Source organism: Enterococcus sp. AZ126, from assembly GCF_051714545.1.
GTDB lineage: Bacteria > Bacillota > Bacilli > Lactobacillales > Enterococcaceae > Enterococcus_L.
The window spans coordinates 2191180-2217191 of sequence record NZ_JBIOSB010000001.1 but is presented as its reverse complement, the minus strand read 5'-3'; the positions used below and the strand labels follow the sequence as shown (position 1 = coordinate 2217191).

Genomic DNA, 26012 nt, shown 5'->3' with positions numbered 1-26012 from the left:
TAAAACGATACACTGTATGATACACATAAAATTAGTGTATCGTTTATTGTTATTCAGCTTTTAAATTTGAAAGGAGACATAATAGGTGAAGCGCATCGAACGAATTTATCTTTATGTGAAAGAGCAGACAGAAAATCTGACATCAAATGATGTTTCTTTTGGAAGCGGTGTGACGACAGAAGATGTCTCCAATGCTTTGACTATTCAACGAACGAATGCCAGTAAAGACTTGAATCAGCTGGTTCGTGAAGGATTATTGGAGAAGATAGAAGGACGTCCAGTCAAATATGTCGATCAAGCCATTTTCAAATACCAACCATTGACGAAACCTGTAAAAAGTTACCGAGAACAGAGCCTAATTGAAGACCATTCCACATCTGTGACTCGCACGCATAAACCAGTTAAAAAGTTTGCCGGAGAAGATATTTTTAAAGGCATGATTGGTTCAACTGGTAGTATGAGAACGCCTGTTGAACAAGCGAAAGCTGCAATCTTATACCCACCCAAAGGCTTGAATTGTTTGATTACTGGACCAACTGGCTCTGGGAAAACCTATTTTGCTCATGCGATGTTCCAATTTGCGCTACTTAACCATGTGATCGACTCAGATAAAAAGCTTATTGTTTTTAATTGTGCAGATTATGCCCATAATCCAGAACTATTGATGTCTCACCTTTTCGGCTATGCAGAAGGCGCATTTACAGGTGCAACCAAAGCCAAAGAAGGGATCATCCATGAAGCAGATGGAAGTATTCTATTTCTTGACGAGGTTCATCGTTTACCACCAGAAGGACAAGAGATGGTCTTTTATTTTATGGATCATGGGACCTATTCAAGGTTAGGTGAAACCGTTAAGAATCGCCGTGCAGAAGTACGAATCATTTGTGCAACAACTGAAAATCCAACATCTTCGTTATTGAACACATTTGTCCGTAGAATTCCGATCATCATTCAGTTGCCTAATTTTATCGATCGGCCGGCAAAAGAGAAAATCGATTTACTTAGAGTGATGATTTCAATGGAAGCTTCTCGTATCCAGAAAAAAATATCGTTATCAGAGGATGTAGTGAAAGCCTTGATCGGGAGTGTTTCATATGGAAATGTAGGGCAGTTGAAGTCGAATGTTCAGCTAGTGACAGCTAGAGGTTTTTTAAACCATATTGACCAAGATGAACTGACGATCACGATCGATGAATTGACGGATAGCATTAAAGAAGGCATGATGCAATTGGCAAGTAATCGTGACGCGTTGGCCGAACTATCAAAATATTTAGAACCACAAATGATCGTTACGCCAAACGAACCTTTAGTGAAGATACAATCGGATTCTTATGAACTACCATATAATTTATATGAAATCATTGGAGATAAAGCAGCCCTGTTAAAAGCAGACGGACTGGAACAAGAAGTGATCAATAATTTTATAACGACAGACATTAATGTCCATTTAAAATCTTTTTATAAAGATCACGGTTTTACATTTGATACTGAAAACAAATTAGCAGAAATCGTAGATCAGCGTATTATCGATGTCACTAAAGAGATCTACAATTTCGCCAAACAAAAATTAAATTACAATTTTCAGTCCAATTTTATTTACGCGATGAGCTTACACATTAGCTCATTTTTGAAACGAATCCAAAATGGCGAAGAGCGTCAGCATCAATTAAACGAAAATATTCGGAATATGGTGTTGGATTATCCAGTAGAATTTGAGACAGCACAAGAAATAAAACGCATTATAGAAATCAATTATCAAATGAAGATTCCAGAATTTGAAACGTATTATCTAGCTGTGTTACTAATCTCACTGAGAGAAAACAAAGATGCAGGACGGATCGGGATCGTCGTTGCAGCTCATGGGAAAAGTACAGCCACAAGTATGGTACAAGTGGTATCTCAGCTGTTGAATGTCGACAATTTAAGAGCGATTGACATGCCGCTGGAGATGCAGCCAAAAGAAGCACTGCGTCAAATCATCAATGCAGTGAAAGAAGTCAATGAAGACAGTGGCGTGATTCTTTTAGTAGATATGGGTTCTTTAGCTACTTTTTCAGATGAAATCACACGCCAAACTGGAATTGAAGTACGAACCGTCGATATGGTCACGACCCCTATTGTTTTAGAAACAGCAAGAAAAACGACACTAATCGATACACAGCTAGATACCTTATATGATTCATTGAAAAACTTTCAAGGATATGCGGATATCCATCAAGAAAGAGAAGTTGATTCTTCGTCTTCTTGGAAAAAACGGGCAATCATTGCAATTTGTGCTTCTGGTGAAGGAACAGCTAAACGAATGAAAGAAATGATTGAAGCGGCTGTTCCACCGCAATTAGGCTTAGAATTAGAAGTATTACCGTTATCCATTATTGATATGAAAGACCAGCTCGTTACGATTCAAGAAGAATACCGTGTGATCGCGACAACTGGAATCACCGATCCAAAAATTTCAGGACCATTTATTCCAATGGAAACCTTTTTCTCTGGCGAAGCGGAGTCTGTGATCAATCAGCTATTGATGGATAGCGAAATTCATATAGAAATACAAGAAATGGATGAAGCTGTCGCCAAAAAAATCTGTATTGATTATATGGAAGAAAGTTTTACCTTCATTAATCCTAAAAAAGTGATCGAGCCTCTGTGGGAATTTGCGGACATTATCAGAACGAAGCTTAAGTTGCAGTTGGACTATTCGTTTTATGTTAATTTAGTCATGCATCTAGCCGGTATGCTAGAAAGAATAGTACAGCGCGATACACTAACGATCACGGAAGAAGAACAAGGACAAATCACAATAGAACCTAGTTATGAAATCATAATGAAAGCAGCACGCTATCTAAAACAACTCTTTAAACTAGAGTTACCTCCGGAAGAAGTTTATTATATTATTCAGCTGATCAAAAATACACAATTGAATCAAGCGCAAAATACAGAAGATACACTAGCTCCAATACACAAAGAAGATACACTATTTTAGTGTATCTTCTTTGTGTATTTTCTTAAAAAAACCCTTAGATTTCTATTTATTTTAGCAATACACTAATTTTGGCACGGAAATTGCTTTAAATAAGTCACAAGACAAAATCTGTCTATTATTCAATCAGTCCATTTGTAATGATTTGGCTATGATGCTAGTCGTTATTTTGGCAATAAATGTCAGGGCATAGTATTTTATTAATAACGAGTCCAGCATTTACTGATCCGACTAACCAAGAGGAGGAGCACAATACATGATGGATATTCGTTTAGTGCGAATCGATGATCGTTTGATCCATGGACAAGTTGCGACTGTCTGGACCAAAAGTACTAATGTAAATCGTATCTTAGTCATTAGCGATGCTGTTGCACACGATACATTAAGAAAAGCATTGCTTGTACAAGCAGCGCCACCTGGAGTAAAAGTAAATGTTATTACAGTTGAAAAGATGATCGAAATTTTTTCGGATGAACGTTTCGATCGCTTAAAAGTAATGTTATTGTTTACGAATCCTAAAGATGTAAAACGTGTGATTGAAGGCAATGTAGTATTCAGTTCTGTCAATATTGGTGGAATGAGTTTTACCAGCGGCAAGCGTATGATCACAAATGCTGTTGCTGTAAATGAAGAGGATATCATGGCATTCAAGTACTTACATGACCAAGGTATTACATTAGAAATTCGCAAAGTGGTTGCAGACAACCAAGTAGATTTGATGGAATTGCTGAAAAAAGAACAGTTAGTATGATTCTTTTTCAGCTTCTATATAAATGGCATGACGGATTAGCTTAATATCGATTGTCGTATCTTATGCATAGAAATTGGAAGGAGTGGTCCGATCGATCAAAGTTGATACGTGAAATGATCGTTGAGTAGTAGGTGGTCATCAAAAATTATCTGACAGATCGCAAGAAGTGATTGATAACACAAGGTGAGTAACGCATTTTTTCTTTTTCTATTTTTTTAGTAAGTGTTTTCATCTGTTGATAATAGTCATGACAAAGTAATTGAAAAAAATATAGGAGGTATCAAATTATGGTAGGAATTATTATTGCTAGCCATGGAGAATTTGCGCAAGGCATTTTACAATCCGGTTCCATGATTTTTGGTGAACAGGAAAAAGTACAAGCAGTTGTATTGATGCCCAGCGAAGGCCCAGATGATTTAAAAGCAAAGTTAAAAGCAGCAATCGCAACGTTTGATGAAGAAGACGAAGTACTATTCTTAGTCGATTTATGGGGAGGAACACCGTTTAACCAAGCAAATAGCCTTTTTGAAGAACATAAAGACAAATGGGCAATTGTTAGCGGATTGAATTTACCAATGTTGATTGAAGCTTATGCATCACGTTTCTCAATGAATTCGGCGCAAGAAATCGCTACACATATCCTTGAAACTGCCAAAGAAGGCGTGAGAATCAAGCCAGAAGAACTAGAACCTACAGAAGCGCCTAAAGCAGTTGTTGAAGACAAACAACCAAAAGGTGCGCTACCTGCTGGAACTGTTGTCGGTGATGGCAAAATCAAGTTTGTTTTAACACGTGTCGATTCTCGTCTATTACATGGTCAAGTAGCGACAGCTTGGACAAAATCCGTTTTACCAAATCGAATCATCGTTGTTTCAGATGCAGTAGCAAAAGATGATCTCCGTAAAAAATTGATTGAACAAGCAGCTCCTCCTGGCGTAAAAGCAAACGTTATCCCAATCAGCAAAATGATTGAGATCGCGAAAGATCCACGCTTTGGAAATACGAAAGCTTTATTATTGTTTGAAAACCCAGAAGATGTGGTGAAAGTAGTTGAAGCAGGCGTAGAGATCAAAGAAGTAAACGTTGGTTCTATGGCGCATTCAGTCGGCAAAGTAGTCGTAAGTAAAGTCTTGTCAATGGGACAAGAAGATGTTGAGGCATTTGAAAAATTAGAAGATTTGGGTATTAAATTTGATGTTCGTAAAGTGCCGAATGATTCTAGTGCCAACATGGATGAAATCCTTAAAAAAGCAAAGCATGAGTTAGCACAAGCACATTCAAAATAACACAAAATCTTAAATGAAAATAGGAGGCTTATCATGTCTATTATATCAATTATTTTAGTAATCTTAGTTGCCTTTCTAGCTGGTATGGAAGGGATTCTAGATGAATTCCAGTTTCATCAACCGTTAGTGGCGTGTACCTTGATCGGTTTAGTAACAGGTAATTTAGAAGCCGGAATCGTTCTTGGCGGAACGTTACAAATGATCGCACTTGGTTGGGCGAACATTGGAGCCGCAGTAGCACCAGATGCTGCATTAGCATCTGTTGCATCAGCAATTATTTTAGTATTAGGTGGACAAGGCGTTAAAGGTGTTCCATCAGCAATCGCGATTGCTGTACCACTTGCAGTAGCAGGCCTTTTCTTAACAATGATCGTTCGTACACTTGCTGTCCCAATCGTACACATGATGGATGCGGCAGCTGAAAAAGGTGACATTAGAAAAATCGAAATGCTTCATATTTTAGCTGTATGTATGCAAGGGATTCGGATTGCGATTCCAGCAGCAGCACTTTTATTCATTCCAGCAGAAACGGTTCAATCAGCATTAGAATCAATGCCTGCATGGTTGACAGAAGGTATGGCTATCGGTGGTGGTATGGTTGTGGCTGTAGGGTATGCCTTAGTAATCAATATGATGGCAACAAAAGAAGTATGGCCATTCTTTATCATTGGTTTTGTCGTAGCAGCAATTTCTCAATTAACATTAATCGCATTAGGTGCTTTAGGTGTAGCTTTAGCGTTGATCTACTTGAATCTTTCTAAAATGGGCGGTTCTTCAAATGGTAGCGGCGGTGGAAGCAATACTGGTGATCCACTTGGCGATATTTTAAATGATTATTAATCCTGAAGGAGGAGAGAAGAGACATGGCAGAAAAAATTGAATTATCCAAAAAAGATCGTTTAGCCGTTGCATGGCGCTCTACATTCATTCAGGGCTCTTGGAACTATGAACGTATGCAAAATGGTGGTTGGGCTTTCTCAATGATCCCAGCGATTCGAAAATTATACAAATCAAAAGAAGATCAATCAGCAGCTTTAAAACGTCACTTAGAGTTCTTTAATACGCACCCATATATTGCGTCACCGATTCTTGGTGTAACCTTAGCCTTGGAAGAAGAACGTGCCAATGGGGCTCCTGTTGACGATGTAGCGATTCAAGGGGTAAAAGTTGGGATGATGGGACCTTTAGCGGGTGTTGGTGATCCAGTATTCTGGTTTACGATTCGTCCGATGTTGGGTGCCTTAGGTGCTTCCCTTGCAATTGGTGGTAACATTCTTGGTCCAATCATTTTCTTCCTAGCTTGGAATATTATTCGTTGGTCATTTATGTGGTATACACAAGAATTTGGCTATAAAGCAGGTTCTAAAATCACAGAAGATCTTTCTGGCGGATTATTGCAAGATGTAACAAAAGGTGCTTCTATTTTGGGGATGTTTGTACTGGCAGCATTAGTACAACGGTGGGTATCCATCAAGTTTCTCCCAATCGTTTCTACTGTTAAATTGGACAAAGGTGCCTATATAGAGTGGGACAAACTTCCGGCTGGTGGAGATGGACTACAAAAAGCTTTTGAAGAAGTTGGCTCAGGTAAAGCACTCTCAGCAATGAAAGTGACGACTTTACAAGATAACTTGGATCAATTGATTCCTGGTCTAGCAGCATTACTATTAACATTCTTTTGTATGTGGTTATTGAAGAAAAAAGTTTCACCGATCGTTATTATTCTTGGTTTGTTCGTAGTCGGCGTACTTGGTCATGTCGTTGGCTTACTATAATATAATCTGAATTTTAAACTTAGGGCAAAAGATTCCCCAGTTTTGCCCTAAGTTCTTTTACATAGCTTAATTGTTTGAAAAAACGTATAATGAACAAGATAAATCACTGAAGAAATGAGGCAAATAAAATGGTTCAATCACTAAATACAAAAGTAGATTTCATAACGGATGCCACCGCTTTTACAGGACTTACGGATTATGGGAAAATTATGATCGGTGACAAAGGTTTTGAATTTTACAATTCTCGTGATAGCCGAAAATTTGTTCAAATTCCGTGGGAAGAAGTCGATTATGTGATCGCTTCGGTGATGTTTAAGGGAAAATGGATTCCACGCTACGCAATCCAAACAAAGAAAAATGGAACGTTTACGTTCTCTTCTAAAAAGCCAAAAAAAGTGCTTCGGGAAATACAGGAATATGTAGCACCGGATCATATGGTGCAGTCTTTAGGATTTTTTGATGTGATCAAGCGTGCGTTTCTTTCGTTGGGTAAGAAAAAAGGATAGGTATAAAAAAGTCTGGCGTGTTATATTGCCAGGCTTTTTTCTATTCCAACCTATCAAAATGGAGGCACCTAAAATGGTCAACCAATGGTGTAATCGACCTGAAGGTATCTTCTTAGAAATAGTTGTTAAAAACTTAAGTATGATATTTTTAACAAAATCATTTTAGAATGTTTAGAATTTTGATATTTAAGTGTTATCTTTTGATTATATTAGAGTTTAGGAGTACCATAAAAATGTAGAGAGAATGACAAAGGAGTGTAATATTATGAACGAAACAAGCAGAAAAGGTATAGACTGGGGATCTTTGATTCTGGGAATTCTATTTGTTCTAACAGCATTACTATCTTTTCAAGATCCAGCCGGAAACTTAATTGCAATCGTGATGGTGTTTGCCATTTTTGCGATTTTAAAAGGAATTTTTGAAATTTTTGCTCGTAACAGAATGAAGGAATTAACAGGGTATAAAGCATATGCACCAATCGTTTTAGGTGTAATCGATATTATTATTGGGGTATATTTTTTATTTAACCTAAATATCGGTGTTGCAGCGTTACCATTCATATTTGCGATTTGGTTTATCTTGGATTCTGTTTTTGGTCTATTCGCCTTAGATTTGGCGAAATCAGTTAGTACTGGTTATTTTTGGTTTACATTAGTCGTGGATGTTTTAGGAATCATTTTAGGAATCATGTTATTGATGAATCCCTTATCTTCTGCACTAACATTAAGTTTTTTAGTTGGATTTTATTTTATGCTTTTTGGTATTACGCATATCGTTTATGCATTTAGATAAAAAATTAGGAGGAAATAAACATGACAAATTATGCAGAAAAAGAAGTAAAATTAGTAGAAAAAATCGGTAAAGAAATTGATAAATTAGATACTACTCTTGGAAAAATGGAAGACACTGATAGCAAAGTCAAACATTTTTTTGAACAAGAAAAAGCATTGCATGAAGTGAAATCAATTATCCGTAAAGAAAATAAAATCGAAAAAGAAGAACAAAAAGCAGAAGATAAAGCAGTTAAAAATGCTGAAAACTGGATTGATGATCAAGAGTCATTAGTTTATCAAATCAATGCTGAAATCGACAAACTAGATACAACTTTAGGTAAAATCGATGGAGACGAAAATAAAGTGAAAAGCTACTTGGAACAAAAGAAAGCTATTCATGAAATTAAAAAAATCGTTAAAAAAACAGAAGAATTAGGCTAATATCTGATTCTTGATTGAATAGTATACAAGTGGAGGATGGGACAGAAATCTCTATTTCCGAAGGAGTTGCTTCTGCTCCCACCGTTTATTTGGATTCCTTAAGGCTAGGATATAACTCGTAGAGTTATGTGCTAGCCTCTTTTGATTTCAAAAGTACGTTATAATAGAAAAAAACATAAAGGAATGACACTATGAACTATCATCGCTTTAAATTGCCTAAGGCCTATTGTCCAAAATGTTCCAGAAAAGTCGAACTACTTTTTTCAGAAGAATCTTCACTATCGCCGCAATTTTATATTTGCTTTAAATGTAAGACCATCGGGCAATTCGGTGTAGGAGAATTATCAACAAATGATTTTTCGGCTTTTACGATTGAACGAAAAAAAGAAATTCAGGAAATAGTGGAAGAAATACCAGATAAATACATTTATAAGGCGAAGGGTAGTCAATTACGTTTAGAAGAAAAATCAGATACTTATGTAAGACGATGGTTAAGTCTATATGAATATGAAAAAGTTTTTGGTGAAAAAATCGGCTTTGAAACGATTGATTTTCGAGAAGATATAGGACTATGCAAATGGTGTAATCGCCCCTTAGAAGGACGAAGAAGATCCTTTTGTTCGGACCGTTGTAGTCGTAATTATGGCAAAGCGACGTTTTTCAAACGGGGAATTTCTACGTTACCTTATAGGATTGCGAGCAGAGATCGATTTTATTGTAGAGTGACAGGCGAAGATCTAGCAATGATAAATCGTTTTGGCGTCAGAATACCAGCAAGTAATCAACAACTGGAAATCCATCACTTAGTGTTAGTGTCAGCAGGTGGAAGTGATCATGAAGCAAACCTTTTAACCGTTTCTAAGCAAGTTCATAAAGACTATCATAGCGGTGTAGCTTATGCAGTTCAGGCAATTGAAAACATTAAAGAGCAGCAACTTTTACTTCATCGAGATAAAATGTATGCAAAAAAAATCAACAAATCAACTTAAATTCTCAAAAAATTACACCAATCCCAAGAAGATTGAGACAAAACAGGCTCCCCACTGTAGTAGAATAACAAATGTTAAGGGAAGATGGAAATTCAAACAAAAGGATCGATCAATTACTTTGATAGCCTGGAACAAGCTTTCCGTGGAAATCTGTATAAATAAAATCAAAAACGATTCCGTTCATTTAAGAATGGAATCGTTTTTGATTTATAATGAAACCTAAAAAGTTGAATTGACTACTACGATTAATAATATCTACGACGGTTATTTGACGGAACTGAAATCACACGAACCAACCAAACGGCGATTGCTACAGGAATCATGATTTTGATAGCAAACCACAATAGACTACCTAAAAGCCCAAGCACAATACTTAAAACAATACTTCCTACAAAAAATAACCCGATGACCATTACGATATTCATTACCATTGATTGTTGTCTCATTTTTTAAATCCTCCATTTTTTCTTGTTCTCTATGAATAAAGTATAGCAAGAATTCTTGAACACGGAATCCACCTTTAGGCTGATTTTCTCTCCACCTTTAGACGGGCATTGTCATTTTATTTACCATTGCTTAGGTCGGAGATTTTATTGATAGCAGGAATGTTAATCCAGCCTTATTTTGTTAAATAAATAGATAAACCGACATTAAAAAAAATTCTGCATCGATTTTTTATGGTTATTCTCAATTTTTTATGATATTCTGACATTTTATGAAAACAAATCCAGTTGTTTTTAAGGTAAAATTAAAAATGATTGTTAAAAAATGAACGTAATAAACATATAATTAAAAAAAGGATGCAGAGGGAATTGGAACATATGTAGCATAGCGCTATTTGTAGTTGCTTCAATCCAATCAAACTGTTACTGCGAAAATTGTTTTGACACTTTATGACTCATTTAATCTAATCGACTGTTAAGCGAATGATAATTAAGTTGAGGGTTTTGATTTTTAAAACGATACGTTGGTTTCAGCCTCTTTGAATGAAAAAGAGCGTTTCAAAATAAAAAGGTAAGGTACAAGATAAAAAGGGGCCGTTAGTACATATGGAAAAGTTGAATCTTACAAAAAATACAACAGTAAATAAAAAAGTATTTTTAAGAAAAGAAATTGAAGCAAATCGATTAGGGGAAGAGATTTATTCAGATGAAGTGCTGAGTCAATATTCAGTTTATCTGATAAGAAAATTTGAGTTATCAGAAGATTATGAGCAACCTGAACAGTTTGAAGCACTTTTAACAGTGCTTCCAGAAGAGTTTAATCATGAATTTGAAGATTGTGTTGCGAAAAATCTATATGTACGTATGACACAAAAAGCCGTTTATGTCACACTACTATTGGCCTTGGCACATCCGCTAAGTAAGTTGCAAATCAGCGATCTAAGGACTTGGATCAGTAGCTTAGAAGTGCCTGAATTGCCTTTAGAGCATGTGTCCAGTGTAACTGAAGAAGTTCCACTCGAAATGATAAAAGGGCTGCAGGAAACAAATAGTGAAGTCTTACTTTTAACAGAAATGATGAATCAATTTAGTGAAAACTTAAATGATGTTTACAAAGAAGTTCAATCAGTCAAAGACAAGAGAACACCGCCAGTAGTCAAAGTAATACAGAGTAAAGTTGCTGCTAAAGAGGCATTGGAATCCGAAAATGCCCAAAAACTAACTTTGGCAACTAAAAAAATTACCCAATTAGCGGAAGAATTTTCACTATTCAAAGCCCATGTAAATAATAAACTAGCGACCATTCCCAAGCCCAAAATCCCACCTAAATTCAAAATCACATTTGGCTCAGGTGAAGAATCAGGACCGACTATGGAAACTCGTTTAGAAGACGCCATAAAGAGAATCGATGCATTAGCGCAAGAATTAGCATTTTCAGATCAAAAAGTCAAAGAACTGAATAAAACAATCGATAAAAATAAACAAGTGAAAAGACCGAAATTAAATTTTTCTATTGCTAAAAAGACAATCGATGAACAAAGTAAGCTTGCGGATAAATTAGCGACAACAAATGAAGAAGTTATAACTATTGCCCAACAATTACAGCAGATAAACGATAAACTGAACGTTGTTGAATCAACAGTTGAAACAAAATCGGATGCTGAAGCATTGGCAAGAATAGAAAAAGATCATGGACAACTACAAGAAACAGCATCAGAGACTGTTAAATTAAATCAAGTGATAAATCAATTAACAATGAAACTGCAGACCGTTGAAACTGAGCTTACAACAATCAAAAATGAAAAGAAAAAAGTACCAACAGTCAGACTAACAAAAAGTGATTCAGCTAAAAAATTAGCTGAACAACATCAAAAAGATCAAGAGCAATTAAAATCAAATGCTACAGAAATAAAAAAATTAACGCAAACAGTTGGTAAAGTTGATATTCAATTGATCAAAGCGCATCAAAAAATTGCTGAATTAGAACAAAAAATGCGCCAAACAACAAAAGCGGCGCCAATCGCAAAACAAGAACCAGCTCCAATCGTTCAGCAAACTCCTGTAGCAAGAACGAACAACACGATAATAGGACCACCACCTGCTGTTAAGCCAACGCTTCCAACAGCGTCACAGCAAAAGCCCAGTGTGCAAGAAAGCAGAAGTTTCCCAAGTAAAGAGGCTTTTCTACAAGCAAACCGACCAACAAGACCTATGGTAGACGAGGAAAGGCCAACCGTTACGCTAGCAATCGAAGAAATGCTTGATCGAGTTTCAGAAAAGCATCCTCAGACAGTGGGAACTAGAAGTTCATGGGCATTAGAGGATGGATATAATCAAAATAGTCATGAATCCGAAGAGGCACAAGGATTGTCTTTACGTCATTTGAAGAAATTAGAGTGGGATATCCATTCGTTTTTCCAACAAGGACGAGGGATGGGACATAAAGGGATGATGCCTAAAGATTCTTTTTATGCGAATATTCGAAAAATAGAAGTATTGCCGTATTTGTGGGCATCAGTATATGAACGTGAAAAGAAAGATATTTTGTTGGGTAATGAATTAAGTAGTCAACAGCTGATCGACGATCTGAATGACTTCTTAGAGGAAGTAGAAATACTGTCCAAGAAACGAAAAGTTATGGGTAAGTGGATTTATTGTCCTAAAGAAGTGGAACAAAAGATGGAAGGATATAAATTATTGAGTGAATATCTGGAGGCGTATCTTGCACGACAAAATGAAGGATAGTAGTGGATCACACTTTAGCAAGTTGACATTGGAAAAAGAATTATTCAAGGTTACGTTTAAATAAAGTACAAAACGATGCTTTTCAAATGAAATAAAGAGGATCATTCGACGACTATAACCCAGAGTTCTACTGGCGTTAGGTCGTCGTATTTTAGTAGAATTTAATTTATGCTAGTTATAATTTTTTGATGAACATAAGCTTTATACACAATATAAAAAACCCCCACTATATTAGACTAGAAAAATGGTTGTTTTTCCTTGTGTCTATTATAATGGGCGCTCAGTATTAATTGATAAAGCATCTAAATTTCTAAAAGAAGCTTATAACTTAAGGACTTAAAGAAAATAAATCCTGTTAGACATTTTATGACTAGTGGGTAAATCCATGAACTTTTTCACCGCTATCATGACCTAAAACAGTAGCAGTTGCTAGCTCTTTGATTGCTTCTTTAAAATCTTCAACCATTTCTTCTGCCATCGGCATAGTTAAGTCTGCACGACAGACAAAGCGTTGGATGATGACATTGTCCATATCTTTTGGCAATGGATATGCTGGAACTTGCCAACCTTTCATGAGTAAACGATCAGCTAAATCATACAGTGTCCATTTCACTTGAGCGTCTTCTTTTAAGGTATAACAAACAATCGGGATATTTGAACCGTCGTTATAAATTTCAAACAATCCTGTTTCTTCAACGGATTTAGCGAGATACATAGCGACGTCTTTCGTTTCAGTATGAACTTGACGATACCCATTATAACCTAATTTTAAAAACATATAATATTGTCCAATAATTTGGCTGGCACTTCTTGAGAAATTGATTGCCATTGTTGGCATATGCCCACCTAAATAGCTAACATCGAAGATCAGCTCTTCTGGAAGATATTCACGATCTTTCCAAATGACCCAACCAACACCTGGATAGACTAATCCATATTTATGACCAGAGGTATTAATTGAAACGACGTTTTTCAAGCGGAAATCCCAAACTAATTCTGGATTGACAAAAGGAACAAACATTCCGCCACTTGCGCCATCAATATGAATAACGAGGTCAACATTGTTTTTTGCATTATAGTCTTCGACCATCTTGTCTAGTGTTTGAATGTCATCAAATTTACCTGTATACGTAATCCCTAAAATCCCTACAATACCGATCGTATACTCATCAACATAATCAAACACTCGATCTAAATCTAAACTTAAATGCTCGGGATCGACAGGAACTTCTCTAAGTTCAACATCCCAATAAACACCGAATTTTTCCCAGCAAACTTGAAAACCTGATGAAATAACTAAGTTTGGTTTTCTTTTTGTGACGTCAATTCCTTTTTTCTCTGCTAGATTGCGCCATCTAAACTTCATAGCCATTCCACCTAGCATACACGCTTCACTTGAACCAACGGTTGAAGTACCAATAAAATTCTCACTCGGTGCATTCCAGAGATTTGCCAACATATTTACGCAAGAGGCTTCGACTTTAGCTGTTCTTGGATATTCAGACTTGTCGATAGCATTTTTATCTAAGGTTTCAGACATCAACTTGATTGCTTCATCATCCATGTAAGTTTGGCAAAAGGTTGCTAAGTTTTGTCTTGAATTCCCTTCATCGATTAAGTAACTTTTAATCGCATCATACGCAACTTCAGAGCCAATACCATCTTCAAAAAATGTTTTTGAAGGTAATTTTTGAGTAGAAAAATCTTTGTTTGTCATAATAATCCATCCTATTCTCTGTTTATTTTTATAAACTTTGCACAGTACAAACTAGTAACTTGTTAGATTTTAATTCATCAACTCGATTATTTACAATTCGAAATTTTATTGGCACTTTTAATTTTCTAGACCTTGTAATTTTTGATTATCATTCAATTCAGAAACATTTTGCAGGTGTTTCTTTTGTAGTATATGCATTGAATAGCGCAATAGTGCGACAAATACGATCATCAATACGACTAAAATCAAGATACTCTTTATAAATAATGGAGCCCCGATCCCGCCAGAGATGGCTTCTCTAAACGCATAAACGGAGTAAGACATTGGAAGATAAGGATGGATCATACTAAAGAATGGTGCTTGTAATTGAATCGGGAATGTTCCGCCGGCACCGCCTAGTTGTAACACTAAGAGAATCATCGCTACGAATCGCCCTGGGTTGTCGAAGGTCATTGCTAAGAACATTGTAATAGCCATATATGACCAGGCACTAACAAATGCTGTTAAGAAAAATTGGAAAACATTATCAACGTGTAATCCAATCAATAACATCACACTTGCTTGGATGATTGCCATCATACTTGAAACACCAAAACCTAGACTGACTTTACTCAACCACCATGCTCCACTGGATTGTCCTGCTATAGAAATTTTTCTAATTGGATAGATAAAGTTGAACAACATAGAGCCGACAAATAGCGCAAGTGACATGATATAAGGAGCTAATGCTTCACCGTAATTTGCTACTTTACTATATTCATCATTTTTCAACGAAGTAGGTGCAGCGAATTGATCAATATTTTTCTTCGTAATTTTTAGAGTTGAACTTTCATTAACTCCTTCATCTAAAGCGGAGGCTAATTCTTTTGCGCCACCTTCTAGCTGACCGATGCCACTCATTAGTTCAGGTGAGTTTTCATTTAATTCTGCTAATCCTGCTTGCAGTTGATCGGCACCTGTATTTAATTGATTGACCCCACTTGAAAGTGTTGGGATTTGGCTTTGCAATTGATCTAAACCAGAAGATAATTGTCCGCTTCCTGTTGTTAATTGATTGACTCCCGCTAAAGCAGTAGGTAGCTTAGTAGCCACAAGATTTAAATCAGAGCTGATGGCATACAAACCATTCGTTAATCCTACGGCATTTGATGAACCTGGCACTTGATTCAATAAGGAATCAAACGTATTGACGCCAGCTTGGATACTTGCTTCAGAAGCAGATAATTGTTGTGCAGAAGCTGCCATAGCATTTGTTATATTGCTTATATCGTTTGCTGAAGCGGATAACTCTGCGGCTCTAGCACTTAAAGTAGCTAGTTCGGATTCAACTGTTGCTAAAGAAGTGTTGATTTGTGCTGTTGCTGAAGCGATCTGTTCATTTAAAATTGTATCAACTTTATTCGTGATCGAACTTACGATATTGGCTTTTTCATCCTCTGGAATCGTGGTGTTGGCAAGTAATCCAGCGACATAAGAATCAATATCCGTTTGTATTTTTTGAATCTCCAAATTGGCACCACTCAAACTATTACTAGCCACTGTTGCTTGATCCGCTACAGCTGTTGCTTCACCGGAAATACCTAATAGTTTATCTTTATTTGTAATAATGGAGTTGATTTCATTACGAATATTTTGTAAATCATTGTCTAGAACGGCTTTTACATTTGGATCTAAATTATTTTCGAATGTGGTCAAAGCATTGGCCAAATCCTGAGTACCAGCAGCCAATTGAGTTAAACCAGCGTCAATACCTGTAATATTGTTTTGGACTGGAGCTAAAGCATCATTTGCTTGATTCAAGGCAGAGCTTAATTGATTCGCACCTGAATCCAATTGTGAGACCCCTGAAGCTAATGGCCCAATACTATTCGCTAATTGACCTGTTCCATCGGCTAACTGATTAGAACCGTCATCTGCTTGAGAGACACCGTCAGTATATTGTTTTAGTCCTGTTTGAAGTTGACTGCCACCACCTGCAAGTTGATTTGCACCATCAGCGGCTTGCCCAAGCGCACCAACTAATTTTTCTCCCGCCTCTACAACGGCAGTTGCATAAGCTGTAACAACTTGTTCTCTAACTTGCGTTTCCAGAGCAGTAGCACCTACTGTTGAAATTTCATTGGCGATATAATTTAATGAGTCATTCGTTGTATAAATAATTTCCATTTTTTCTGGCGTTTGATTAATGATACTAGCCGCATTTTTTGAAAAATCTTCAGTGATTGTAACGATCATGTAGTATTTTAAATCCTTCATGCCTTTTTCGGCTTCTTCTTTTGAAACAAAATGCCAATCTAACTGATGATCTTTTTTTAAATTATCAACAACTTGTTGACCAACATTCATTTTTTGTCCTAATAATTCTGTCGGTTTATCTTCATTTACGACTGCTACCGGTAAATCTTTCGCCCGACCATAAGGGTCCCAAACAGACTTATCAAAAATAGATGAATATAAGATCGGTATAAATGTAATCGCGATGACTGAAATTAATAATATTTTATTACGGAATAAATTAATCCATTCTTGTTTGGCCATCTTCATGATGTACCACTCCTTTCAATTTATTTTTCTTGCTATAGAACTGATAAAATAGAAAAGGAGCAACGACAGTTACGATGTAGCTAAAAATCAATGTGGTTATATACGTTTTACCTTCTGATTTTGTCATTGTATCAGGTATTATGAATGCAGTGACAATAGCAGCGATCGAAACCAATAGACCTGCACTGGCAACAAAAATTTTAACTTTTTGACCACCAGGTATTTGGTAATCTCTTTTCAGTTCTTTCTTTTTGAAAACGACAACTAGATAAGCGATGAAAAATAAAATATAGGCACTTAGATAAATGATTACCGTTAATGAAATTGCAGTTTGAAATGAAACATTGCCTCCTGAACTACCAGAACCAAAGGTCAAAATAGCCGCCCAAGCAGTTACAACGAGTCCTTGAACCATTAATAGTGGGACTGGAACATCATGCTCATTTGTTTCTTCATATTTTTTTGGTAATAAACCCTTTGAAGCAACGAATTGCAATCCTTCTGTGGGACTAACGATCCATGAGCTTACCTGTGCCATGACACCAAATGAGACGAGTAAACCCAAAATAATGACTAGGGGAGATTCTTTCCCTGGTGAAATCATTTGTTTTAGTGCATCTACAACGCCTGTATTGGCTGAAATATTTCCATGTAAAACCATGGCTACAACGCTACCGCCGATTGTACTAAGAACAACCCCAACAATAACTAAAGCAAACATGATTTTAGGATAATTTTTCTTAGGGTTATCTAAATCAGTAATGTGTGGAGCAGACGCTTCAACACCCATATATGCGAGTACAAATGAAACGAGTGCGGCAATATTACTTTTATCAGGTAAAAAGTGGGAATCCGTAAAATTTGTTGAAATCGGATTTCCAGAGGCAATATATTTGATTGCTAAAACTAACATGAGCAATACTGGAACGACAATCCCAATAGAAAAGCCATATTTTGCTACTCGTTCGGTTATCTTTGTTCCCTTAAATTGAAGAACAGTCAGTAACCAAAATATTGAAATGACAAAAAGAAATTTTACAGCGACATTATTATTTAAAATAGGGATGTTCAAAACATCTGATACTGTTCCGATAATAAAATAAATCATCGTTACAAAACCAACTGTAATTTGAAACCATTGAAAAAAGATAGCTGCAAAACCAAATTTTTCGCCTAACGGCTCACCAACCCAACTAAAAATCCCACCTTCTTGATAACCTTCTATGGTTGCAAGTTCAGCCGAGCTTAACGCAACAGGTAAAAACCAAAATACTCCACAAAGTAATAAGAAAAAAATTAATGTTTTACCTGAATCAGCGAAAGTCGGATATTCATAAACTGTAATAAACAACGAAGCTGTCATCGCGAAAAAACCAAATGCGGAAATGTTTCTCTTTTTATCCACTTTTCATTCCCCCCTTATTTAATATTTTTAATCTTTCAAATTTTTTTGTTTTAAAACTCTAATAGATAGACCAGTTTATTTATTTTAAATACAAAAAATTAATGTATTTCCTATATTTAATACTTCATAAATAGATGCTAGGATGTTATAAAAAAGCTAAAAAAAATGAATTTTTCGGCTTTTTCGGTTGTTTTAAGTTGAATAAGGCAGTTATATAACTGCCTTATTCAGACTATCCCATTAGGAATTGTGGGAAAAGATTTGAATGTTACAGTCGGTCAGATAAGTCTAGATATTATTTTTTAATTGCTTTAGTTGTTCTATCGCTTGATCGATTGTTTGATGTGCATCATTATCCAAACTGCCATCACTTGCGGCTTTTAAGCCCAATGCTAGTTCTTGACGAAGCATATCTAATGTATTTAGTCCAGCTGACTCTTTTTGTTCAAGATTAGAAACTTTTTCTTCTGGTGATATAGTTTCTTGGTTAAGAATACTGATATCCTCTGCCTTTTTAGTCACAAACACTTTTGGTGTTTCTCTTTCTAGTAATTCTTTAGTCAATGTTACTTGAGAAATACGCGTATTGTTGTAATCGGTGTAATAGTAGGTTTTACTTTCATTACACATCATGCCAATATATTGAGAATAGTCTTCTTTATCTTCAGTTGTAACAACAATCCCTTTAGGAATTTGAACCGTTGCTAAAATTTTGACAGCGTTTGTTACCGCTTCAACTTCAATTGCTGGTTGATCGATATTTTCTTTAAAGAAAGCTGCCCGAATAAATCTTTCAGGAGGAGTATAACCACCAGGTAATCCTAATGTTCCTGTTCCTTGAGAGAATGCGTGAGAAGTGTAGGTTCCAAATTGTACAGGATCGTATTGTTTAGGACGAACATTCAAATAATTACTTAAATTTTCAATATGCCATTCTAAAAGAGGTGTATTTGTCATAACACCGACTGGATTTTCTTTAAGATGAAGCATTTTTCCAGTTGGTTCAATCACCATACAATTTCCAGTTGTATCTGTTAGAATCCAGTGTAAAGGGGTAACGGTATCTATAAGTGGTGCAGGAACTTCAAAAAGATTAACTTTAGAAAGTTCTTTTTTTAAATCTGAGATGGATTTGAATTTCCCTAAAGCCCATGTGATAAATTCGTGTGGTGCTAAATTAATTTTGTCATCTTCAAGTTCTTTTTGATAAACTGCTTTTTGAGGTAAGTATAATTCTGCGATAGCTAAACCATGTTCATTTACACCATCAGCAACAAAATAAGAAGTTCCTAGTAAACGACCAGCTCCCAAAAGTCCATATTTAGACTGATGTTTTTCTTTATCTGCTTCAGATACCCACTCATAATTTCTTGGAAGGTATAAAACGTTGGGATCCAACGTAAATGAAAAATCCATTGTTCTAGCCAGTAAATGTTTGTTATCTTTGGTTTCGGTAAAAATACTCGTACACATAAAAAACACGTCCTTCACTTGAATTTTTTTTTTTGACAAGTTAAATATAACATCATTAATATATATTTAAAAAATAAAAGCCTTGATAATTTGATATTAATTTTATAAAGTTTTTCTATTTAATAAAAAATGTAAAAAATAAAAATTTAGTTACTCTAAAAAATTGTAATATTATATTTGAATTGAAACATAAATAATTGAATTTAATGAAGTCTGAGCGTTAATTAAAAATAGTAAAGCAAATTCTAGGAACTAAATCGATATAATTTAGTAACAGTTTTTTTAGAAGAAAATATGGAACTTCTCTATTCTTATATGCCAGGATCCTTAAATTTAGTAGCATGCTAGCAAAAAAATTTATTTTCAATCGACCCCCATATATAAGAAAAAACATGATAAACTAATATTGTTCATCTTTTTTCACATTAAGCATTCTGAATGTGAAAAAGACAACAAAAAATTTAAAGGAGTTTACTATGGAAATTAAAGTAAGGGATCTGGTTATGCGCTATGGTCGTGCTGAAGTTTTGAACATTCGTTCATTAGACTTTGAAAAAGGTACTTCATATGGTTTAGTTGGACACAATGGTGCGGGTAAAACGACGTTATTTAAATGTATGACGAATATTATCTCTAATTATCAAGGAGATATTTTGATTGATGATACTTCTGTAAAACAGCATAACGAAGTATTACTGAATGTAGGAATCGTTTTAGACGGCATGTCTGTCTATTCGAATCGTTCAGGCTGGTTCAACATCCAGTATTTTTCTGGTTTACGTGGGATGTTTGATGAAGAAAAAGCAAAAGATTTGGCGAGAGAATTGGATTTATATGTCGTGTTGGATCAAAAAGTAAAAACTTATTCTTATGGTATGCAGAAAAAGTTGATTTTGTTGATTGCTTTGATGCATAAACCAGAAGTTTTGATTCTAGATGAACCATTTCGTGGTTTAGATATCGACACAGTTAAATGGTTTAAACATTATTTGAAACAATTGACAGAAGAAGGATTAACATTGGTAATTTCCAGTCATGTCCAAAATGATTTAGAAGCATTGTGTGATATTGTGTATGTGATCGATCGCGGTCGAATTTCTGAAACAATCGATATCAATGCTGAAAAAGAAAAACAAATTCGCCGTATTGATACGACAAATAATAGTCGTCTGATAGAAATTTTAGATGACGCTAATTATTATTATCAGGTAGAAGATGATGGTGGCGTTAAATTGGACATCTCTGATAAACGTTGGGCACTTGTGAAACAATGTTTGACAGAGGAATCAATTGAAATTTCTGAATTATCTAAAGTGAAAATTTTAGATGAGAAATTGAATTAGGAGGGGCGAAAATGACTGGAAAATTAATATTTAAAATGGAGTTATTTAAATTTTTACGAGATAAAAGTTTTTTGATCACCGCTGGAGTTATAGGGGTGTTGAATATTGTTTTAACACTGATTTCTTTAAGTCTAGCGTCAAATTTTTCGGATTCATATTATGAATCAAATGCTGCTGCATCGCTAATAGGAACAGTTGCAATCGTTGGCGCAATTGTCTTTTTTGGGAATGTTATTTTTGCTTATGTTTATCCATTTCACATGATTTCTATGGATTACAAAAACAATGTTATGGCGATGATGGTCGCTTCTGGCGTAAACAGAAGAAAATTATTCTTTGCAAAAATAGGCGCTATATTTATCTGTACGATTGCGTTGATGCTGATGATCGCATTGATTCCTACGATATTGTTTCTGGTAAAATTAGTCCAATTAGATGTGTGGGATAGTTTTGCGGAAGGGTTTAATTCGGCTTTTTATTATACTGATTTGAGTTTTGGGAAATTTATTGTTTCTGGATTATTGGGTTACTTGAATATGCTGATGGTGATTGCGACGTCTTGTATCATCATGAAAGGTAAAAATCTCTCATTTCTATTGTTCATCGGTTTCAATATTCTGAGCAGTATGATAACTGGAATATTACAAACGTTAGCTTATTCATTTGATTTTAGTACAACTGGAAGTTATATTTTCCAATTATTCTTGACGATTTTATCGATAGTTGTTTTTGGCTATATTTCGTTAAGAACATTAGAAAGACAAAATTTGTAAAAAAAATGAGAGAGAAGGCTGGCAGACTAAGTCCAGCTTCCTCTCTCATTTTTTGAATCTTTATTTTTCTAAATACGGATTAACTGGTACAATAAAAGGACTAAAGAAATTAAAGGTGTAAGCAAATGACCGGATCGTTGATTACAAAAAAGAAAATTGCTAAAACATTTAAAAAACTTGTTGCCCAAATCGGTTTTGAAAAAGTAACGATTGCAAAAATAATGCAGGAAAGTCACATACGGCGCCAAACTTTTTATGATTATTTTCAGGATAAATATGATTTAGTGGACTGGATTTTTCAACAAGAGGCAATCGAAAAAATAGAAGATAATCTTGCCTATGAAGGCTGGAAGGTCATTTTAGAAAATTTGTTTGTCTATTTTGAAGAAAATCAACTATTTTACCGAAATATTCTGCTTTTTGAAGGTCAAAATTCATTTCAAGAATCTTATACGCAGCATTTAAAAGTGTTGATCCGTCACGTTCTTGTTGTAAAGAGTGAACCTAAAGTGTTACTTAAAGAATCTGATCATTTGTTTTTAGAAGAATTTTATGCGAACGCATTGGTTTCCTTAACGACAAAATGGATCATTGGCGGATGTAAGGTGGATTCACAGCGTTTTGCAGAACAAATGAAAATCGCATTTTTAATGGGTTTTGAAGAAAGATAATGAGTACTTGTGTGTAAGCGGGAGCGGCACAGGTATTCATTATCTTTGTTTAATTCTTTCGTCAGAGCTGAACGAGTTTATAACACAGCTACATGAAGCAGTTTGATCATCAAGTAGACAACGATCTGTAAAGACAAAGAACGCCTTTATAGATCGTTTTTAATTTGCTCAAGAGCTGGATACTGCATTCCTTTGTTCTTATTTCCAGCCAAAGGCGTCAGTCGGTGCATTTAAGTATTTTAGCCAATTTTCATCTTTGACTAGTAATAACGTTAAAGAAAGGCCGTTTGTATTGTAAGCAGTTAAGAAATTGCCCATTCGTTTATAAACCACTTCAATATCTTCAATATCTAGTAACTGTTGGACATCATTCATGAAAATCCCAAGTTCAAGGAGAGGGATTCCCCCTAGCCCGTTCACTAAAACAGCTGCTTTAGTGAACGTTTTTCGTGTATATTGCTGTTTTAATTTATTGACTAACTCGATTGCAATTCGTTCAGAAGATTGCATTGTTTCAATGCGATACCCTGGTTCTCCGTGAATGCCGATGCCAAAGTACATTTCATCTTCTGCCAATTCGTATTGTTGTGGAATAAGACCGATTGGAGAGGCAGGTGAAAAAGCGACACCTAATGTTTTGATCATTGGAACCAACTCTTGACCTAGTTCATGCAGTTCACTCAATGATTTACCAGCAGAGGCTGCTGCCCCAAGAATTTTGTGGACAAAAACTGTCCCGGCAACACCACGACGACGTTTTTCAAATGTACCAATTTCGATAGAGCAATCATCATCAACAATTATGTGCGTCACCATTAATCCTTTTTCTTTGGCTAAGCGTTCAGCTTCTAGAAAACTAGCTAAATCTTTTTCAAAATTTTTGATGATCAGTAATGTCCCATGTCCATTGTATGTTTGTTCAATAGCTTGAAGAATTTCGTTACTGGCAGGCGGCTCAAAGATAGGTCCCATCACAGCGCAGTCCAACATATTTTCTCCGATATATCCGACGTGGGCTGGCTCGTGTCCACAGCCGCCACCGCTGATTAGGACAACTTTGTCATCTGCAATCGTTTTTTTAGTGATGATGCCAGTTTCTCTTTGCCAATCTAGTCTGTCATTATATGTATACGTGAGGCCAGCCAATAATTGTTGACGAATGTGTCTACTGGAATTGATCAATTGTTTCATCTAGGCGTGCTCCTTTTACGTAATATCTATTTTTATTATACGCTGTCTTTCTAGTGAAAACTATAGTTTGGTGAAAGATTAAAATGAAAGCGGACACATAAACTTGTTTGTCCGTTGCAACTTTTTTCAGATGCGAGTATTGTAAACGTATACAAATGGTGAGAGCTAAATGAACTTACTCATCAAACAGAGATAAAACAGGAGGGAATGTCATGAAAAAAATTATCAATCAAGCTCAAAATGTAGTTCCAGAGATGGTACAAGGATTTGTTCGTGCTCATCACGAAACGATTGAGCAAGTACCAGAAACATTCGTTTTGAAACAAAAAGAAATAACCAAACAAGTTGGGTTGATCAGTGGAGGCGGTAGTGGTCATGAACCAGCTCATGCAGGATTTGTTGGCTCAGGAATGCTGCAGGCGGCTGTTTGTGGGCAAGTCTTTACCTCTCCAACACCAGATCAGATCTTTGAAGGAATCAAAGCTATTGACCAGGGGCAAGGCGTTGTGATGGTCGTAAAAAATTATTCTGGCGATATTATGAATTTTGATATGGCGAAAGACTTGGCTGAAATGGAAGATATCAAAGTGGGTACAGTTGTTGTAGACGATGATATTGCGGTTGAAGATAGCACCTATACTCAAGGTAAACGCGGGGTAGCCGGGACGATTTTGGTTCATAAAATTTTAGGAGCAGCGGCACGTAAAGGTGCCTCAGTGGAAGAGTTAGTTGCGCTAGGTGAACGAGTGGTTAAAAATTTAAAAACGATCGGTGTTGCTTTAACAGGAGCAACAGTTCCAGAAGTGGGTAAACCTGGATTTGTTTTAGCAGATGATGAGATCGAATTTGGGGTTGGGATTCACGGTGAACCAGGTTACAAACGGGAAAAAATCAAACCTTCTAAAGAAATGGCAGAAGAATTGATTTCAAAATTAGCAGCAGCATTTAGTTGGAATAAAGGTGATCGTTTTGCTATTTTGGTCAATGGATTAGGTGGAACACCCTTGATGGAACAATATATTTTTTATGATGATGCAATGCGTTTATTGGATGCAGAAGGTGTAGAGATTTCATTTTCAAAAGTTGGGAATTATATGACTTCTTTGGAAATGGCTGGCATTTCTGTCACGTTATTGAAAGCAGAAGCTGATTGGATAGAAGCATTGAATGAAGAGGTTGATACAGTAGCTTGGTAAAGGCGGATATGGATTGGATGTTGTTGTTTATATTTTGAAAAACGGAGGGGAATTTAATGTTTACTGTAGATAATTTAAAAAAATCATTACAGCTATTCAAAGAAAAAATCGATAAGAATAAAGAATATTTAAGCGAATTAGATACACCGATCGGCGATGGTGATCATGGAAATAATATGGCACGAGGAATGGATGCCGTGACTGAGAGTTTGCAGAGTAAAGAACCCGCAACAATACAAGATATTTTTAAACTAACAGCGATGGCTTTGATCAGCAAAGTCGGCGGGGCTTCAGGTCCGCTCTATGGAACAGCGATGATGGAAATGGCTAAAGCCTCAGCGACAACTTCTGATGCACTGCCTATTCTAGAAGCAGGGTTAGCAGGGATCGAAAAGCGAGGGAACAGTAAACCTGGTGAAAAAACGATGTTGGATGAGTGGGCGCCAGTAATAGAAGCAATCAAGAATAATAAGTTGAATGAAACGACATTGGAATCAGCTGTAGAAGCAACAAAAGATATCGCTGCAACAAAAGGGCGTGCTTCTTATGTTGGTGAACGTTCTATCGGTCATATCGATCCAGGGGCGATGTCCAGTCTGTACTTCTTTCAATCTTTAATGGAAGCAGGTGTATTGGATGCGTAATGGTGTAGTGATTGTATCCCATGTCAAAGAAATTGGTGAAGGCGTCGACCGCTTGATCAAAGAAGTAGCAAAAGATGTTCCGATAACAGTTGCTGCGGGATTAGAACAAGGAGAGGTCGGAACGTCATTTGAAAAAATAATGGATGCCTTTGAAAAAAATTCCGCTCAGACTTTACTCGCGTTTTATGATCTAGGTAGCGCTAAAATGAATTTGGAAATGGCTATCGATATGACGGAAAAAGAAATTTTACTGTTTGATACGGCTTTAGTAGAGAGCGCTTATACAGCGGCAGCATTATTACAAGTGGATACACCAATCGAAGCAATACAGGAGCAACTAGTCTCTTTAAAGATAAAATAAGATG

At 36.0% G+C, this 26012-nt stretch carries 22 protein-coding genes; 16 read left to right on the top strand and 6 right to left on the bottom strand.

Going from position 1 to position 26012, the window contains the following annotated elements; translation table 11 throughout:
• Positions 1-85 precede the first annotated feature (85 nt).
• The 9 genes from IGI43_RS10495 (at position 86) to IGI43_RS10455 (ending at position 9502) form a co-directional block, all read left to right on the top strand.
• Complete coding sequence (locus IGI43_RS10495) at positions 86-2983, top strand: sigma 54-interacting transcriptional regulator (RefSeq protein WP_438757749.1); 2898 nt, start codon at positions 86-88, stop codon at positions 2981-2983.
• A gap of 253 nt (positions 2984-3236) precedes the next feature.
• Positions 3237-3731, top strand: a complete 495-nt coding sequence (locus IGI43_RS10490) for a mannose/fructose/sorbose PTS transporter subunit IIB (RefSeq protein ID WP_438757748.1) — start codon at positions 3237-3239, stop codon at positions 3729-3731.
• A 287-nt stretch (positions 3732-4018) separates the two neighbouring features.
• Positions 4019-5017 carry a mannose/fructose/sorbose PTS transporter subunit IIA gene (locus tag IGI43_RS10485; protein ID WP_438757747.1) on the top strand — a complete coding sequence of 333 codons (999 nt, stop codon included), beginning with the start codon at positions 4019-4021 and terminating at the stop codon, positions 5015-5017.
• 33 nt (positions 5018-5050) lie between these two features.
• Positions 5051-5857 carry a PTS mannose/fructose/sorbose transporter subunit IIC gene (locus IGI43_RS10480; protein ID WP_438757746.1) on the top strand — a complete coding sequence of 269 codons (807 nt, stop codon included), beginning with the start codon at positions 5051-5053 and terminating at the stop codon, positions 5855-5857.
• 23 nt (positions 5858-5880) lie between these two features.
• Positions 5881-6792 carry a PTS system mannose/fructose/sorbose family transporter subunit IID gene (locus IGI43_RS10475; protein ID WP_438757745.1) on the top strand — a complete coding sequence of 304 codons (912 nt, stop codon included), beginning with the start codon at positions 5881-5883 and terminating at the stop codon, positions 6790-6792.
• Positions 6793-6920: 128 nt separating this feature from the next.
• Positions 6921-7298 (top strand): DUF956 family protein, encoded by a 378-nt coding sequence (locus IGI43_RS10470; protein ID WP_438757744.1) that lies wholly within the window; start codon positions 6921-6923, stop codon positions 7296-7298.
• Between the two features lie 265 nt (positions 7299-7563).
• Positions 7564-8091, top strand: coding sequence for an HdeD family acid-resistance protein (locus IGI43_RS10465; RefSeq protein ID WP_438757743.1), 528 nt, complete (start codon positions 7564-7566; stop codon positions 8089-8091).
• A gap of 20 nt (positions 8092-8111) precedes the next feature.
• Positions 8112-8513 (top strand): hypothetical protein, encoded by a 402-nt coding sequence (locus IGI43_RS10460; protein WP_438757742.1) that lies wholly within the window; start codon positions 8112-8114, stop codon positions 8511-8513.
• A gap of 191 nt (positions 8514-8704) precedes the next feature.
• Positions 8705-9502 (top strand): HNH endonuclease, encoded by a 798-nt coding sequence (locus IGI43_RS10455; protein WP_438757741.1) that lies wholly within the window; start codon positions 8705-8707, stop codon positions 9500-9502.
• A gap of 245 nt (positions 9503-9747) precedes the next feature.
• Here IGI43_RS10455 and IGI43_RS10450 read toward each other — a convergent pair whose 3' ends face one another.
• Complete coding sequence (locus IGI43_RS10450; protein ID WP_438757740.1) at positions 9748-9948, bottom strand: hypothetical protein; 201 nt, start codon at positions 9946-9948, stop codon at positions 9748-9750.
• Positions 9949-10551: 603 nt separating this feature from the next.
• Between IGI43_RS10450 and IGI43_RS10445 the strand changes: the two genes are divergently transcribed.
• Positions 10552-12690, top strand: coding sequence for a coiled-coil domain-containing protein (locus IGI43_RS10445; RefSeq protein WP_438757739.1), 2139 nt, complete (start codon positions 10552-10554; stop codon positions 12688-12690).
• 370 nt (positions 12691-13060) lie between these two features.
• On the opposite strand, the gene IGI43_RS10440 is transcribed toward IGI43_RS10445, so the two are convergent.
• The 4 genes from IGI43_RS10440 to IGI43_RS10425 all read right to left on the bottom strand — a co-directional run bounded on the left by IGI43_RS10440 (position 13061) and on the right by IGI43_RS10425 (position 19829).
• A complete protein-coding gene (locus tag IGI43_RS10440) occupies positions 13061-14407 on the bottom strand; it encodes a glutamate decarboxylase (protein ID WP_438757738.1) in 1347 nt (448 codons plus the stop codon).
• Positions 14408-14524: 117 nt separating this feature from the next.
• On the bottom strand, positions 14525-16951 hold the full coding sequence (locus tag IGI43_RS10435) for a YhgE/Pip family protein (protein WP_438757737.1): 2427 nt from the start codon (positions 16949-16951) through the stop codon (positions 14525-14527).
• Positions 16923-18356, bottom strand: a complete 1434-nt coding sequence (locus IGI43_RS10430) for an amino acid permease (protein ID WP_438757736.1) — start codon at positions 18354-18356, stop codon at positions 16923-16925. The genes IGI43_RS10435 and IGI43_RS10430 overlap by 29 nt, the downstream gene beginning before the upstream one ends.
• 288 nt (positions 18357-18644) lie before the next feature.
• Complete coding sequence (locus IGI43_RS10425) at positions 18645-19829, bottom strand: choloylglycine hydrolase family protein (RefSeq protein ID WP_438757735.1); 1185 nt, start codon at positions 19827-19829, stop codon at positions 18645-18647.
• A 476-nt stretch (positions 19830-20305) separates the two neighbouring features.
• On the opposite strand from IGI43_RS10425, the gene IGI43_RS10420 reads away from it, so the two are divergent.
• The 3 genes from IGI43_RS10420 (at position 20306) to dhaS (ending at position 22616) form a co-directional block, all read left to right on the top strand.
• Positions 20306-21172, top strand: a complete 867-nt coding sequence (locus tag IGI43_RS10420; RefSeq protein WP_438757734.1) for an ABC transporter ATP-binding protein — start codon at positions 20306-20308, stop codon at positions 21170-21172.
• 11 nt (positions 21173-21183) lie between these two features.
• On the top strand, positions 21184-21945 hold the full coding sequence (locus tag IGI43_RS10415; RefSeq protein ID WP_438757733.1) for a hypothetical protein: 762 nt from the start codon (positions 21184-21186) through the stop codon (positions 21943-21945).
• A gap of 125 nt (positions 21946-22070) precedes the next feature.
• Positions 22071-22616 carry a dihydroxyacetone kinase transcriptional activator DhaS gene (dhaS, locus tag IGI43_RS10410; RefSeq protein ID WP_438757732.1) on the top strand — a complete coding sequence of 182 codons (546 nt, stop codon included), beginning with the start codon at positions 22071-22073 and terminating at the stop codon, positions 22614-22616.
• Positions 22617-22814: 198 nt separating this feature from the next.
• Here the strand turns inward: dhaS and IGI43_RS10405 are convergent, their stop codons facing one another.
• A complete protein-coding gene (locus IGI43_RS10405; protein ID WP_438757731.1) occupies positions 22815-23807 on the bottom strand; it encodes a dihydroxyacetone kinase subunit DhaK in 993 nt (330 codons plus the stop codon).
• A gap of 212 nt (positions 23808-24019) precedes the next feature.
• Here IGI43_RS10405 and dhaK point away from each other — a divergent pair, with 212 nt between their 5' ends.
• From dhaK to dhaM, 3 genes are read left to right on the top strand one after another with little or no spacing between them, the layout of a single operon-like run.
• Positions 24020-25003: a dihydroxyacetone kinase subunit DhaK gene (gene dhaK / locus IGI43_RS10400; RefSeq protein WP_438757730.1), complete on the top strand. Its 984-nt coding sequence runs from the start codon at positions 24020-24022 to the stop codon at positions 25001-25003.
• A gap of 56 nt (positions 25004-25059) precedes the next feature.
• Positions 25060-25647, top strand: a complete 588-nt coding sequence (gene dhaL / locus IGI43_RS10395; protein ID WP_438757729.1) for a dihydroxyacetone kinase subunit DhaL — start codon at positions 25060-25062, stop codon at positions 25645-25647.
• Positions 25640-26008, top strand: coding sequence for a dihydroxyacetone kinase phosphoryl donor subunit DhaM (gene dhaM / locus IGI43_RS10390; RefSeq protein ID WP_438757728.1), 369 nt, complete (start codon positions 25640-25642; stop codon positions 26006-26008). Before dhaL ends, dhaM begins: the two co-directional genes overlap by 8 nt.
• Positions 26009-26012 lie beyond the last annotated feature (4 nt).